The organism is Pseudomonas sp. lyk4-R2A-10 (genome assembly GCF_030209075.1).
GTDB lineage: Bacteria > Pseudomonadota > Gammaproteobacteria > Pseudomonadales > Pseudomonadaceae > Aquipseudomonas > Aquipseudomonas glycinae.
Window position 1 is genome coordinate 605,413 of record NZ_JARVSR010000002.1, and the last position, 13,000, is coordinate 618,412.

Consider the following 13,000-nt stretch of genomic DNA (forward strand, 5'->3'; position numbering starts at 1 on the left):
AGGAAAATTACAGGCCGGCAGCGGAACGCAGAGCGTCGGCGCGGTCGGTTTTTTCCCAGGTGAACGTGGAGAAGGTGTCTTCGCCAACGGTCTTGGTCTGCGGAGCGCGGCCGAAGTGGCCGTAGGCTGCGGTTTCCTGGTACATCGGGTGCAGCAGGTCCAGCATGGTGGTGATCGCGTATGGACGCAGGTCGAACACTTCACGGACCAGTTTGATGATCTTGTCATCGCTGATCTTGCCGGTGCCGAAGGTGTTCAGCGAGATCGAAGTAGGCTGGGCCACACCGATCGCGTAGGAAACCTGGATCTCGCAACGCTCGGCCAGGCCGGCAGCCACGATGTTCTTGGCAACGTAACGGCCAGCGTAGGCAGCCGAACGGTCAACCTTGGATGGATCCTTGCCGGAGAACGCGCCGCCGCCGTGACGGGCCATGCCGCCGTAGCTGTCGACGATGATCTTGCGACCGGTCAGACCGCAGTCACCTACCGGGCCGCCAATGATGAACTGGCCGGTCGGGTTGATGTGGAACTGGGTGTCTTTGCTCAGCAGTTCGGCAGGCAGCACGTGCTTGACGATCAGCTCCATCACGCCTTCGCGCAGGTCGTTGTACGACACTTCAGGGTTGTGCTGAGTCGACAGAACCACGGCGTCGATACCGACAACCTTGCCGCCTTCGTAACGGCAGGTGACTTGCGACTTGGCGTCCGGACGCAGCCAAGGCAGCAGACCCGATTTACGGGCTTCGGCCTGACGCTGTACCAGCTGGTGCGAGAAGGTGATCGGTGCCGGCATCAGCACGTCGGTTTCGTTGCTGGCGTAGCCGAACATCAGGCCCTGGTCGCCGGCGCCCTGATCTTCAGGCTTGGCACGGTCAACACCCTGGTTGATGTCAGGGGACTGCTTGCCGATGATGTTCATCACGCCGCAGGTCGCGCCGTCGAAGCCGACGTCGGAGCTGGTGTAGCCGATGTCGCAGATCACGTCACGAACGATCTGCTCCAGGTCGACCCAGGCACTGGTGGTCACTTCACCGGCAACGATGGCCACGCCCGTCTTGACCAGGGTTTCCACCGCAACGCGTGCGTGCTTGTCCTGGGCGATGATGGCGTCCAGCACTGCATCGGAAATCTGGTCGGCGATTTTGTCCGGATGTCCTTCAGACACGGACTCGGAGGTGAAGAGGGAGTATTCGCTCATCTCGATGTTTTCCTGAATTTACCGATGGTGAGTGTCGCCAGCCGGTCGCTGAAAATGGCGAACCTGGATCTGGAAACCATTACGTAAGCCTACATAGAGGCTTTCCCCGGGAACGAGTCCCGCAGCGGTGGCCCAACGGGCCAGATCGTCCTGTTCAAACCCCAACCACAGATCACCGCAGGCCTCCCTGGCCCAACTCTGGTTGTGGCTACATAACTCTGTCACGAGCAGGCTACCGCCCGGTTGCAGCAGGCTGGCCATGTGCTTGAGCGCTTCGGCCGGCGCGGCGAAATGGTGCAACACCATGTTCAACACCACGCAATCGGCCTGAAGGCTCACGCCATTCAATGCATCGGCCAATTGCAGGCTGACGTTAGTCAGCTGTTCACGTTCACATACATGGCGGGCCAGTTCGAGCATCGCCGCGCTGTTGTCCAGTGCGGTTACGGTGCCGAAGCGACGCGCCAGTTCCGGCAGGAAAGCTCCATCGCCGGGGCCGACTTCAATGGCCGTGGCAGCGCCGTTGAAATTCAGTTTGTCGAGCAGGGCCAGCACGCTTTCACGGTACTGCGGCAGGCCGGCAATCAAATCCTGCTGGGCGCGGAATTTCTCTGCAACCCTTGCGAAAAAGTCCTGGCTGTTGGCCGCGCGTTGCCCGTGAACCTTTGCGATCCGGGTTTCCACGTCGGCTGGCAGCGCCAGATTGTCGACTTCTTCTAACAATGCCGCATGCAACTTGCCGCCCAGCAACTCGGTGTGGGGCAGGGCGCGGCGATAGAACACCGCATTGCCTTCGCGGCGAGTCGCCACCAGATCCGCCTGCGCCAGCACCTTCAGGTGATGGCTCATGCCGGACTGGCCGATATCGAAAATCTGCGCCAGTTCCAGTACGCCGAACGAGTCGTTGGCCAGGGCGCGCAATACATTCAGCCGCAGCGGATCGCCGCCGGCCTTGCACAGGGCCGCCAGCTCGTCGCAATCGTCATGGCGAATGGAAGGCACGCGTAAGTTCATAGGGCTGGCAGTCTAGTGACGGCCGGAAGGCATCGCAAGGTCTATATCAAAAAGTTTTGATATTGCTCGATGGATGGCGCATTCGATTGCACTTCTCGCCGCCCGGTTAACTCTACAAACGAACAGCGGAAAGGTTTCACCAACCGAAACCGATGTTATCCATGGGAAAAACGCCTCCGGATGACTATCTGTCATTGCCCCGAGGCGCTCGGGTGAGGGAAAATGCCCTCCTTTTTCCGTTTCAATCTATTCACACCCAGGAGATCAGCGATGCCTAGCCGTCGTGAGCGTGCCAACGCCATTCGTGCCCTCAGCATGGATGCCGTGCAAAAAGCCAACAGCGGCCATCCCGGTGCCCCCATGGGTATGGCAGATATCGCCGAAGTGCTTTGGCGCGACTACCTCAAGCACAACCCGAGCAATCCATCGTTCGCCGACCGTGACCGCTTTGTGCTGTCCAACGGCCACGGCTCGATGTTGATCTACTCGCTGCTGCACCTGACCGGTTACGACCTGTCGATCGACGATCTGAAGCAATTCCGTCAACTGCACAGCCGTACCCCGGGTCACCCGGAATTCGGTTACACCCCGGGCGTTGAAACCACCACCGGCCCGCTGGGTCAGGGTCTGGCCAACGCCGTGGGCTTCGCCTTGGCAGAAAAAGTCCTGGGCGCGCAGTTCAACCGTCCTGGCCACAACATCGTCGACCACCACACCTACGTGTTCCTGGGTGATGGCTGCATGATGGAAGGCATTTCCCACGAAGTCGCTTCCCTGGCCGGTACCCTGGGCCTGGGCAAGCTGATTGCCTTCTACGATGACAACGGCATCTCCATCGACGGCGAAGTCGAAGGCTGGTTCACCGACGACACGCCGAAGCGTTTCGAATCGTACAACTGGCAAGTGATCCGCAACGTCGACGGTCACGACCCGGAAGAGATCAAGACCGCCATCGAGACCGCTCGCAAGAGCCCGCTGCCGACCCTGATCTGCTGCAAGACCACCATCGGTTTCGGTTCGCCGAACAAGCAAGGCAAGGAAGATTGCCACGGTGCCCCGCTGGGTGACGCGGAAATCGCCCTGACCCGTCAGGCGCTGAACTGGAACCACGGCCCGTTCGAAATCCCGGCCGACATCTATGCCGAGTGGGATGCCAAGGAAAAAGGCCGCGCCGCCGAAGCCGAGTGGGATCAGCGTTTCGCTGCCTACTCCGCCGCGTTCCCGACCGAAGCCAACGAACTGATCCGTCGCCTGAGCGGCGAGCTGCCGGCCGACTTCTCCGAGAAGGCTGACGCCTACATCGCCGACGTTGCTGCCAAAGGCGAAACCATCGCCAGCCGTAAAGCCAGCCAGAACGCCCTGAACGCGTTCGGCCCGCTGCTGCCGGAAGTGCTGGGCGGTTCGGCTGACCTGGCCGGTTCCAACCTGACCCTGTGGAAAGGCTGCAAAGGCGTCAGCGCCGAAGACGCCAGCGGCAACTACATGTACTACGGCGTGCGCGAATTCGGCATGACCGCGATCATGAACGGCGTTGCCCTGCACGGCGGTCTGGTGCCTTACGGCGCGACCTTCCTGATGTTCATGGAATACGCCCGCAACGCCGTGCGCATGTCCGCTCTGATGAAGCAGCGTGTGATCCACGTCTACACCCACGACTCCATCGGTCTGGGCGAAGACGGCCCGACGCACCAGCCGATCGAGCAACTGACCAGCCTGCGCAGCACGCCGAACCTCGACACCTGGCGTCCAGCCGATGCCGTTGAATCGGCCGTGGCCTGGAAAAACGCTCTGGAGCGCAAGGACGGCCCGTCGGCGCTGATCTTCTCGCGTCAGAACCTGCAGCACCAAACCCGTGATGCCGGCCAGATCGCCGACATCCGTCGTGGTGGTTATGTGCTGAAGGACTGCGCAGGCGAGCCTGAGCTGATCCTGATCGCGACCGGTTCGGAAGTCGGTCTGGCGGTTCAGGCCTACGACAAACTCACCGAGCAGGGCCGCAAGGTGCGCGTGGTTTCCATGCCATGCACCAGCGCGTTCGACGCTCAGGACGCCAGCTACAAGCAATCGGTCCTGCCGTTGCAGGTTGGCGCGCGTATCGCGATCGAAGCGGCTCACGCCGACTTCTGGTTCAAGTACGTGGGTCTGGAAGGTCGCGTGATCGGCATGACCACCTACGGCGAATCGGCTCCGGCTTCGGCACTGTTCGAAGAGTTCGGCTTCACCCTGGAAAACATCCTGGGTCAGGCTGAAGAGCTGCTGGAAGACTGATCCAGAAAAGGTGTCGCCTGAACTGACGCCTTCGCGAGCAAGCTCGCTCCCACAGGGTTATGTATGACTCATGTGGGAGCGAGCTTGCTCGCGATAGCGATGGTTCAGGCGCCATCGCATCAACGGATACACCACGGTAATCGAGAACCCCATGCCTCAACCGCGTCCCTACAAAGTTGCACTCAACGGCTACGGCCGGATCGGTCGTTGCGTCTTGCGTGCGTTGTTCGAGCGAGGCTCGGCGGCAGGGTTTGAAATTGTCGCGATCAACGATCTGGCCGACATGGCCAGCATCGAATACCTGACACGCTTCGACTCCACTCACGGCCGTTTCCCGGGCGAGGTGAAGGTCGAGGGCGATTGTCTGCATATTAATGGCCACTGCGTGAAGGTCCTGCGCAGTGCCACCCCCGAAGGCATCGATTGGGCGTCGCTGGGTGTCGATCTGGTGCTCGAATGCTCCGGCGCCTGGCACACCCGCGCAGACGGCCAGCGTTTTCTCGACGCCGGCGCGCCGCGTGTGCTGTTTTCGCAGCCGATGGCCAGCGAGGCGGATGTCGATGCCACCATCGTCTACGGCGTCAATCAGGATTGCCTGACCGGCGACGAACTGCTGGTGTCCAACGCCTCCTGCACCACCAATTGCGGCGTGCCGCTGTTGCGTCTGCTGGATCAGGCGGTCGGCCTGGATTACGTGTCGATCACTACGATTCACTCGGCGATGAACGATCAGCCGGTGATCGACGCCTATCACCACGAAGACCTGCGCCGCACCCGCTCGGCGTTCCAGTCGGTGATCCCGGTGTCCACCGGTCTGGCGCGTGGTATCGAGCGCCTGCTGCCGGAACTTGCCGGGCGAATTCAGGCCAAAGCCGTACGCGTGCCGACGGTCAACGTGTCCTGCCTCGACATCACGATGCAGACCGCGAGCGACACCGACGCCGGCGAGGTCAACCGGATCCTGCGCGACGCTGCCACCAGCGGCCCGCTCAAAGGCCTGTTGGCCTACACCGAGCTGCCCCACGCCAGTTGTGATTTCAACCATGACCCACATTCGGCCATCGTCGATGCCAGTCAGACCCGCGTTTCCGGCCCACGGCTGGTGAACATCCTGGCCTGGTTCGACAACGAATGGGGATTTGCCAACCGAATGCTGGATGTTGCAGAACACTATCTGCAAACAGCGACTTCAAAAAAACCGTAGGAAGTGCGACCCATGACCGTGTTGAAGATGTCCGACCTCGATCTGCAAGGTAAGCGCGTATTGATCCGCGAAGACCTCAACGTCCCAGTCAAGGACGGTGTTGTCACCAGCGATGCGCGTATCCTGGCTTCGCTGCCGACCATCAAGCTGGCCCTGGAAAAAGGCGCGGCCGTGATGGTCTGCTCGCACCTGGGTCGTCCGACCGAAGGCGAATTCTCTGCCGAGAACAGCCTCAAGCCTGTCGCCGACTACCTGAGCAAGGCCCTGGGCCGCGAAGTGCCGCTGGTGGCCGACTACCTGGGCGGCGTTGACGTCAAGGCCGGCGACATCGTGCTGTTCGAAAACGTGCGCTTCAACAAGGGCGAGAAAAAGAACGCCGACGAATTGGCCCAGCAATATGCCGCCCTGTGCGACGTGTTCGTGATGGACGCTTTCGGCACCGCTCACCGTGCTGAAGGTTCGACCCACGGCGTCGCCAAGTTCGCCAAAGTCGCCGCTGCCGGCCCGCTGCTGGCTGCTGAGCTCGACGCACTGGGCAAAGCCCTGGGCGCCCCGGCCAAGCCGATGGCGGCCATCGTTGCCGGCTCCAAGGTCTCGACCAAGCTCGACGTACTGAACAGCCTGAGCCAGATCTGCGATCAACTGATCGTCGGCGGCGGCATCGCCAACACCTTCCTCGCGGCGGCCGGTCACCCGGTCGGCAAGTCGCTGTACGAGCCGGACCTGCTGGACACCGCGCGCGCCATCGCCGCCAAGGTCAGCGTGCCGCTGCCGGTCGACGTGGTGGTTGCCAAGGAATTCGCTGAAAGCGCCGAAGCGACCGTGAAACTGATCGCTGACGTCGCTGCCGACGACATGATCCTCGACATCGGCCCGCAAACCGCGGCCAACTTCGCCGAACTGCTGAAGTCGTCGAAAACCATCCTGTGGAACGGCCCGGTCGGCGTGTTCGAATTCGACCAGTTCGGCAACGGCACCAAAGTGCTGGCCGAAGCCATCGCAGAAAGCGCGGCGTTCTCGATTGCCGGCGGTGGCGACACCCTGGCGGCCATCGATAAATATGGCGTAGCGGAAAAGATCTCCTACATTTCCACCGGCGGCGGCGCGTTCCTCGAATTCGTCGAAGGCAAGGTGCTGCCGGCCGTTGAAGTCCTGGAAAGCCGGGCCAAGGCCTGAGGCCGCCCGATTGGCCAGGCAAAGGAGTGTTCAGATGGTCAAGTCGTTAGCGCTGTTGCTGCTGACCGGTACGCTGGCGGCCTGCGGGAGTAACCCGAAGGCCGAGCCGACACCGGCACCCGGCGAGGCACAGAAAGGCTGCTACCAGGCCGACTGGCAGGCCGAAACCAACCCGGTGCTGAACAAGCGCTCGGGCCCGGACGGTCTGGACAAATACGAGACGCAAACCCCGGCCAAGGAACATGGTTGTCCTTGACCGGTCTGACTCTTTACTCAAGTCCGGCGGCGTGCGCTGCCGGTAGAGGAACACGGATGAAAGGCTTGATCGCCGTTGCGGCACTGGGATTGTTGGGTGGTTGCGCGCAGTGGAACCCGTTCCAGTCGTCCGCCCCTGTGGATAACTGGACCACCTGGACCTGCGACAGCCAGGCCAAGGTGCTGTGGCGCTTCACCGATGCCGCCCGCAAGGAAGTCGATGTGCGACTGGGCGGCGGGGATCAGGTCTATCGCCTGAAAGAAGAGCCGGGCGCCTCGGGCGCGCTGTACAGCGATGACATGCTGGCGTTTCACATCAAAGGTGAGGAAGGCCTGGTTTACTGGGTCGCCACCAATGATCTGATCGGCCGAGGCTGCAAAGCCGAATAAAACAGAATTTGCTGTATCGAATCACCAGGTCGGGCCTCAACCCCCGATCTGCAATCACTTGAATAGCCGCCGCCGCTCCGGCAGGCTGGCACGATTAACGACCCAAACCGGGAGAGAGACACACAATGGCACTTATCAGCATGCGCCAGATGCTGGACCACGCGGCCGAGTTCGGCTACGGCGTTCCAGCCTTCAACGTCAACAACCTTGAGCAGATGCGCGCCATCATGGAAGCCGCTGACAAGACTGACTCCCCGGTGATCGTTCAGGCTTCGGCCGGTGCCCGCAAATACGCCGGCGCCCCGTTCCTGCGTCACCTGATCCTGGCGGCGATCGAAGAATTCCCGCACATCCCGGTGTGCATGCACCAGGACCACGGCACCAGCCCTGACGTCTGCCAGCGCTCGATCCAGCTGGGCTTCAGCTCGGTCATGATGGATGGCTCCCTCGGCGAAGACGGCAAGACCCCGACCGACTACGAATACAACGTCCGCGTGACCCAACAAACGGTAGCCATGGCTCACGCCTGCGGCGTTTCGGTAGAAGGCGAGCTGGGCTGCCTGGGTTCGCTGGAAACCGGCATGGCCGGTGAAGAAGACGGCATCGGCGCCGAAGGCGTTCTGGATCACAGCCAGATGCTGACCGACCCGGAAGAAGCCGCCGACTTCGTCAAGAAGACCCAGGTTGATGCCCTGGCCATCGCCATCGGCACCAGCCACGGCGCTTACAAGTTCACCAAACCACCTACCGGTGACGTGCTGGCGATCGACCGCATCAAGGAAATCCACAAGCGCATCCCGAACACTCACCTGGTGATGCACGGTTCCTCGTCGGTTCCACAAGAGTGGCTGGCGATCATCAACCAGTACGGCGGCGACATCAAAGAAACCTACGGCGTACCGGTTGAAGAAATCGTCGAAGGCATCAAGCACGGCGTGCGCAAGGTCAACATCGACACCGACCTGCGTCTGGCATCCACTGGCGCCATGCGTCGTCTGATGGCCACCAACCCGAGCGAATTCGACCCACGTAAATTCTTCGGCGAAACCGTGAAGGCCATGCGCGATGTATGTATCGCTCGTTACGAAGCTTTCGGTACCGCCGGCAACGCTTCGAAGATCAAGCCGATCTCGCTGGAAAGCATGTATCAGCGTTATCTGAAGGGTGAGTTGAACGCCAAGGTCAATTGAGACTGGGTGTTTAGCTGAGTTGAAAGAAACCCGCCGTAAGGCGGGTTTTTTATGAGCGACGATATCCTCGGGTCATGAGGCTATCCAAAAGTCAGAGTAAACGGCGCTGCTGCTTGCTCAATGGCACTGACCACATGAGGCGCTTGTTCCCGATATTGTGGATAGCGCGCAAGTACCGCTTCAACCGAGGCAAGCAATCGCTGAATGCGCGCCCTCGGCTGCTCGATCTCACAGGTGTGGGCAAACTCCAGCAATCCCTGTCGCGAGGCAAACATCGACTTGTTGCCCGCCAGATCCAGAGCCAGCACATCCTCCGGAATATAAGCCGTGGTGTTGACGATGTCATAAGCCGGCGCCAGGCGCGCGTCGCGCTGAGTGGGTACGGAGTAAAGCAATCCAAAGTTTTTCAAATGAGCGTCGCCATTCCCGACAATGCAGCTCAAGGCAACGCTATCGAAAAGTTGATCAAGTGATGCGCGTACATGCTCTGCCGGGCAGTACACACGGATGGCCTTGGCAATTGCCGCATAGCTTTTGCTGTACTTCTGGCTGGCCGACAACCCCATCAACACTGCCATGTCTTCAAAACCGATCGGGTTGAGCTGATCGTCGCGGTCAAAACGACGCATGATAAACAGCTTGGCATTGTCGGAAAGGTAAAACGGCGGAACGGGAATACCCGCTTCTTTCGCCATGGACATACAAAGGAATTCGTTGACTGCCAGACCGGGAAATTCGTCTCGGCCACTTTTGATAATCAAGTCTGAGGTTTTCGAGGTCACGCGGGGTAACGCGGCTTCCTGTTGTTCCGGAACCAGCAATTTTGGCTGAACACCCGAAATGCCTGCTCGCAGAATGTAGCGATCCATCAGGCCGGCGAAAATATCTTCCGTGCCGTCCCACGTCAGAATCTCCTCAAGTTTTTCTCCTGGAAATAGTTGTTCTTCCAGCAAGGCATCAACCGTTTCAGAGCGCACTTGAACCCTGCCAATGGGAGAGGTGCTACCGGAGAGCGCCAGCAACAGCATCGGGTCCACATTCACGGTCTTGGCCAGGCGATTACGCAGTTGCTCCAGCACGTAGCCTTCCGGCAGGTTCATCTGAAAAACAGGGTGGAGCTCGCGTCGGCGAAACTCGTCATGCCGCACTGGCATCGACAGGCTGATAGCCACATCTGGCAATGCATCGTCGTGATAACGGAACGTGAAGTCCTCGTCATCGCTGAAAAGCCTGCCACTATGCCCCTCTGGCGTACTGACTTTGAGAGAGGTCATCTTCATTCGAATAAATCCCCAAGCTCTTCAAGGGTTGGCATGGCGGCCGGGACGACAGCGAGTTCGCAATCCAGTGCACCGAGCACGCGCGCATAGGCGATCATGCCAACAGAAAGGGTGCCTTTTTCTACGGCGATGACCTTGTATCGTGTCAGCCCGGCGAGGTCGGCAAGCTGAGCTTGGGTCAGGCCTCGGCGAATACGCTTTTCGCGCAACTGGTCGCCAAGGCGAGCGATCAACAAAAAATAATCCATGTGCTGCTACCGGAACATAAATATATGCATGTTACGTTAACACAACATTCTCGTAGGGGTAGTGTTTCGTAGGCTTACCGCAGACGGATCGTCGAAGGCATCAAGCACGGCGTGCGCAAGGTCAACATCGACACCGACCTGCGCCTAGCATCCACCCGCGCCATGCGTCGCCTGATGGCCACCAACCCGAGCGAGTTCGACCCGCGTAAATTCTTCGGCGAAACCGTCAAGGCGATGCGCGATGTATGAATCGCTCGCTACGAAGCTTTCGGTACCGCTGGCAACGCTTCGAAGATCAAGCCGATCTCGCTGGAATCGATGTATCAGCGTTATCTGAAGGGTGAGTTGAACGCGAAGGTTAACTAAGTCTTAGCGTTTACCGCGACCATAAAAAAACGCCGTGAGGCGGGTTTTTATAGTCGGGATTTATCCGGCCCACTTTCATCGTCGTTAGATGAGAGTCTTTTTCTCTATTGAACAATGAAGCGAAGGTTTTGCGAAATTACGTTATAGGTGCCGCTGGCATTTACTTGTTCAAAATAAACGTCGTAGGTCCCTAGTCGCGGAAATTTATAAAGTGCCTCGAACTCAAAGTGTTCCCGTTTGTTGTTAATGCAGTGTGTCAGATATTGCAGGGTTAGCGTTACGGTGCAAATCGTGACGGTAGGGATGCCCGCCGAAGGGATCGGATAAGTGTAATAGGTAATTACGTCATTTACTCGGGTGTCGGGGTCGAGCAGGTGGTAAAGCACCAAGTAGTTATTGGAAAGTTTGAAGGTTGGCATCACTTGCGGGCCTGTAGCAAACGAGCCGGGCGGTTGCGCATTGTATATTTTTGGTTGTGAGCCGGGGTTGAAGCCGGAAACCGCTGGTTGAAGGATGCTCGTTAACGTTGGCATTTTTTCTCCAGTGTTTATCAAGTGTTTTATGCAGAAGTTTTTTTGAATCGAAGCGGGCCAATGCTTGATAACTTATTGTTGTGGAGTTTTTGGGTGCACCATCATTGTTGGATGGGCGAAAGCGGATTGCCAACTGTCAGTTTTTACAGGTGAGATGATTTATTGAGAATTAGAAAGCAGGTTTTTATTTCGAGTGGAGAAAACGCAGCAAAAGCTCGTGACTTCAGATTTGAAAGAAAACCGCCGAGAGACGGTTTCCTTGTGTAGCCGGTTCCCGGTTACGGCGTCAGCTCAACATGATCCAGCGCCTGATTCACCGCCAACTCCCCAAGCATCACCAATTGCGCAATGCCAATCGCGGTTTTGCGGTCGGCGGGGGTTCGGGAGGCGGCGAAGTTGTTGAGCATTTCGCTGGCGGAGCCGAGCGTTTCGCTGGCGTTGGCCAGCAGGGATTCGGTGTTGTAGGCGGGATTGGCGAAGTACATGCGGTCGGGTTCGTTGACCGTGGCCATGATGCGGGCGCCGGGGCAGAGGTAGTGGTCGAGGGCGCGTTCGGCGGCTTCGTTGAGTTTTTTGGAATCGAGGGATTCGTAGGGGGAGGCCAGATCGATACCTGGAGGATTGGGCGTAGGTTTGAACATTTGGTGGATTCCCTATAGGGCCACAACCAATCCGCTACTACACGAAAGGGTGGCGGCTGTACGCAAGTTAGTAGACCGGGCAACCCCACCAAATCCCGGCGCACCCGAAGGCGCCATGCGCACAGCCACCATCAGGTACAGGCCAGGCCTGACTGAAGGACGCTTGTACGAAGGTGGAGTTGCCGGGCTACTAAACCCGATCACTGCGAATCAGTGACCCGAATCAAGTTACCGATGGCCCTCCAGGCGCACAAGCCGGCGGATTCTGGCGTACCGGTAGGCAGCGACGCAAGCCGTTGTAGGCTTCGGGACGTTACGCGCACTGCCTTTAAACAGAAGCCTTAAACGGTCGCGCGGCTGCTATTTATCGTGATCAATATCCAGCTTGCTGAACGTCACCTGCCCACCCTCGCTGGTGTACCCGGTATTGTCCTGCACATACACGCCCGCCTTGAAATACAGCGGCTTGTTGCGCCACGTCGCGCTGATCTGCGAATCCCACTGATACCCGGCCGCACTCACGCCCAGTGCGCCGCCGGGGCTCAGGTGAATGAGGTAGTTGAACTCGCGATTGAGTTTGATCCCGGTGGCGAGGGTGATGACGCGGCTTTCGTCCTGATCCGGATGGGTGCGCAGCTTGATCACCAGGTTGCCGGTCTCGGTTTTTTCTTTGTATTGGTATTCAAGCTTGAGCATCGGCTTCTGGCTTTCATAGGCGTGGATCTGGCCGATGACGATCTTGCCGGAGCTGGGCACCTTGTTGACCGAGAGGGTCGCGCGCAGCAGGTTGTCGGCGTCGGGGTAATACCAGTTGCGCAATGTCCCGTTGCTCCAGGTCTCGCGCAGTTCGGTGCGCGGGTAGATGGCGTTTTCGGTTTTCGAACCGGTCACCGGGGACCAGAAGAACAGGGTGCCGGTGTCGGAATGGAAGTACTGATCCTTGAAGCCGTTCACCAGTTTGGAGGTTTCGACGGTGTAGGGCGGGCTGCCAACGGGAACGCTGAGGTTCCAGGTTGCGAGATCAATCATGTCGGTTCTTCCACTCTGTTTCTCTTGCACACGCGTGCCAGAAGCTCTAGCCCGCGCCTCTTGGGGGCGGCCTTTATAAGCGTAGAGGGATTTTTTGTTAACGGCCGTCTGGCGGATGATTGGCGTCAACATCCTGTCGAAATGCCATCTTTCCCGGTTTTCGGGGGCTTCAGCGGTGACCGTTAGTCGGCTGCCTATCGGTTTGGTT

13 protein-coding genes and 1 pseudogene are annotated in these 13,000 nt (G+C 59.0%); 7 read left to right on the top strand and 7 right to left on the bottom strand.

Annotated features, from left to right (window positions below):
• Positions 1 to 7 precede the first annotated feature (7 nt).
• Positions 8 to 1,198 (bottom strand): methionine adenosyltransferase, encoded by a 1,191-nt coding sequence (gene metK / locus QRN46_RS05130; RefSeq protein WP_011336330.1) that lies wholly within the window; start codon positions 1,196 to 1,198, stop codon positions 8 to 10.
• Positions 1,199 to 1,216: 18 nt separating this feature from the next.
• The gene (locus tag QRN46_RS05135) at positions 1,217 to 2,212 is read right to left on the bottom strand and encodes an ArsR/SmtB family transcription factor (RefSeq protein WP_285354357.1); all 996 of its coding nucleotides are present in this window, start codon (positions 2,210 to 2,212) and stop codon (positions 1,217 to 1,219) included.
• 270 nt (positions 2,213 to 2,482) lie between these two features.
• Here QRN46_RS05135 and tkt point away from each other — a divergent pair, with 270 nt between their 5' ends.
• The 6 genes from tkt (at position 2,483) to fba (ending at position 8,695) form a co-directional block, all read left to right on the top strand.
• Complete coding sequence (gene tkt, locus QRN46_RS05140; RefSeq protein ID WP_085608891.1) at positions 2,483 to 4,480, top strand: transketolase; 1,998 nt, start codon at positions 2,483 to 2,485, stop codon at positions 4,478 to 4,480.
• Positions 4,481 to 4,631: 151 nt separating this feature from the next.
• Positions 4,632 to 5,684, top strand: coding sequence for an erythrose-4-phosphate dehydrogenase (gene epd / locus QRN46_RS05145; protein WP_011336327.1), 1,053 nt, complete (start codon positions 4,632 to 4,634; stop codon positions 5,682 to 5,684).
• 12 nt (positions 5,685 to 5,696) lie between these two features.
• Complete coding sequence (locus QRN46_RS05150) at positions 5,697 to 6,860, top strand: phosphoglycerate kinase (protein WP_011336326.1); 1,164 nt, start codon at positions 5,697 to 5,699, stop codon at positions 6,858 to 6,860.
• Between the two features lie 34 nt (positions 6,861 to 6,894).
• Positions 6,895 to 7,116 carry a hypothetical protein gene (locus QRN46_RS05155; RefSeq protein WP_007959706.1) on the top strand — a complete coding sequence of 74 codons (222 nt, stop codon included), beginning with the start codon at positions 6,895 to 6,897 and terminating at the stop codon, positions 7,114 to 7,116.
• A gap of 56 nt (positions 7,117 to 7,172) precedes the next feature.
• Positions 7,173 to 7,505 carry an MliC family protein gene (locus QRN46_RS05160; RefSeq protein WP_011336325.1) on the top strand — a complete coding sequence of 111 codons (333 nt, stop codon included), beginning with the start codon at positions 7,173 to 7,175 and terminating at the stop codon, positions 7,503 to 7,505.
• 125 nt (positions 7,506 to 7,630) lie between these two features.
• Positions 7,631 to 8,695 carry a class II fructose-bisphosphate aldolase gene (fba, locus tag QRN46_RS05165; protein WP_007959708.1) on the top strand — a complete coding sequence of 355 codons (1,065 nt, stop codon included), beginning with the start codon at positions 7,631 to 7,633 and terminating at the stop codon, positions 8,693 to 8,695.
• A gap of 80 nt (positions 8,696 to 8,775) precedes the next feature.
• On the opposite strand, the gene QRN46_RS05170 is transcribed toward fba, so the two are convergent.
• The gene (locus QRN46_RS05170; RefSeq protein ID WP_285354358.1) at positions 8,776 to 9,975 is read right to left on the bottom strand and encodes a type II toxin-antitoxin system HipA family toxin; all 1,200 of its coding nucleotides are present in this window, start codon (positions 9,973 to 9,975) and stop codon (positions 8,776 to 8,778) included.
• Entirely contained in the window at positions 9,972 to 10,223 is a 252-nt protein-coding gene (locus QRN46_RS05175; protein ID WP_039767977.1) for a helix-turn-helix domain-containing protein, read from the bottom strand. Before QRN46_RS05175 ends, QRN46_RS05170 begins: the two co-directional genes overlap by 4 nt.
• Positions 10,224 to 10,310: 87 nt before the next feature.
• Between QRN46_RS05175 and QRN46_RS05180 the strand changes: the two are divergent.
• Positions 10,311 to 10,589: pseudogene (locus QRN46_RS05180) on the top strand (class II fructose-bisphosphate aldolase); the annotation flags it as partial.
• Between the two features lie 104 nt (positions 10,590 to 10,693).
• Here the strand turns inward: QRN46_RS05180 and QRN46_RS05185 are convergent.
• The 3 genes from QRN46_RS05185 to QRN46_RS05195 form a co-directional block, all read right to left on the bottom strand.
• Positions 10,694 to 11,122, bottom strand: coding sequence for a hypothetical protein (locus tag QRN46_RS05185; protein WP_285354359.1), 429 nt, complete (start codon positions 11,120 to 11,122; stop codon positions 10,694 to 10,696).
• A gap of 278 nt (positions 11,123 to 11,400) precedes the next feature.
• Positions 11,401 to 11,763 (bottom strand): DUF6124 family protein, encoded by a 363-nt coding sequence (locus QRN46_RS05190; RefSeq protein ID WP_285354360.1) that lies wholly within the window; start codon positions 11,761 to 11,763, stop codon positions 11,401 to 11,403.
• A gap of 360 nt (positions 11,764 to 12,123) precedes the next feature.
• Positions 12,124 to 12,792, bottom strand: coding sequence for a polysaccharide lyase family 7 protein (locus tag QRN46_RS05195; protein ID WP_236192162.1), 669 nt, complete (start codon positions 12,790 to 12,792; stop codon positions 12,124 to 12,126).
• Positions 12,793 to 13,000 lie beyond the last annotated feature (208 nt).

Coding starts and splice junctions, on each gene's coding strand:
- metK (WP_011336330.1), bottom strand. CDS start 1,198: ATGAGCGAATACTCCCTCTTCACCTCCGAGTCCGTGTCTGAAGGACAT.
- QRN46_RS05135 (WP_285354357.1), bottom strand. CDS start 2,212: ATGAACTTACGCGTGCCTTCCATTCGCCATGACGATTGCGACGAGCTG.
- tkt (WP_085608891.1), top strand. CDS start 2,483: ATGCCTAGCCGTCGTGAGCGTGCCAACGCCATTCGTGCCCTCAGCATG.
- epd (WP_011336327.1), top strand. CDS start 4,632: ATGCCTCAACCGCGTCCCTACAAAGTTGCACTCAACGGCTACGGCCGG.
- QRN46_RS05150 (WP_011336326.1), top strand. CDS start 5,697: ATGACCGTGTTGAAGATGTCCGACCTCGATCTGCAAGGTAAGCGCGTA.
- QRN46_RS05155 (WP_007959706.1), top strand. CDS start 6,895: ATGGTCAAGTCGTTAGCGCTGTTGCTGCTGACCGGTACGCTGGCGGCC.
- QRN46_RS05160 (WP_011336325.1), top strand. CDS start 7,173: ATGAAAGGCTTGATCGCCGTTGCGGCACTGGGATTGTTGGGTGGTTGC.
- fba (WP_007959708.1), top strand. CDS start 7,631: ATGGCACTTATCAGCATGCGCCAGATGCTGGACCACGCGGCCGAGTTC.
- QRN46_RS05170 (WP_285354358.1), bottom strand. CDS start 9,975: ATGAAGATGACCTCTCTCAAAGTCAGTACGCCAGAGGGGCATAGTGGC.
- QRN46_RS05175 (WP_039767977.1), bottom strand. CDS start 10,223: ATGGATTATTTTTTGTTGATCGCTCGCCTTGGCGACCAGTTGCGCGAA.
- QRN46_RS05185 (WP_285354359.1), bottom strand. CDS start 11,122: ATGCCAACGTTAACGAGCATCCTTCAACCAGCGGTTTCCGGCTTCAAC.
- QRN46_RS05190 (WP_285354360.1), bottom strand. CDS start 11,763: ATGTTCAAACCTACGCCCAATCCTCCAGGTATCGATCTGGCCTCCCCC.
- QRN46_RS05195 (WP_236192162.1), bottom strand. CDS start 12,792: ATGATTGATCTCGCAACCTGGAACCTCAGCGTTCCCGTTGGCAGCCCG.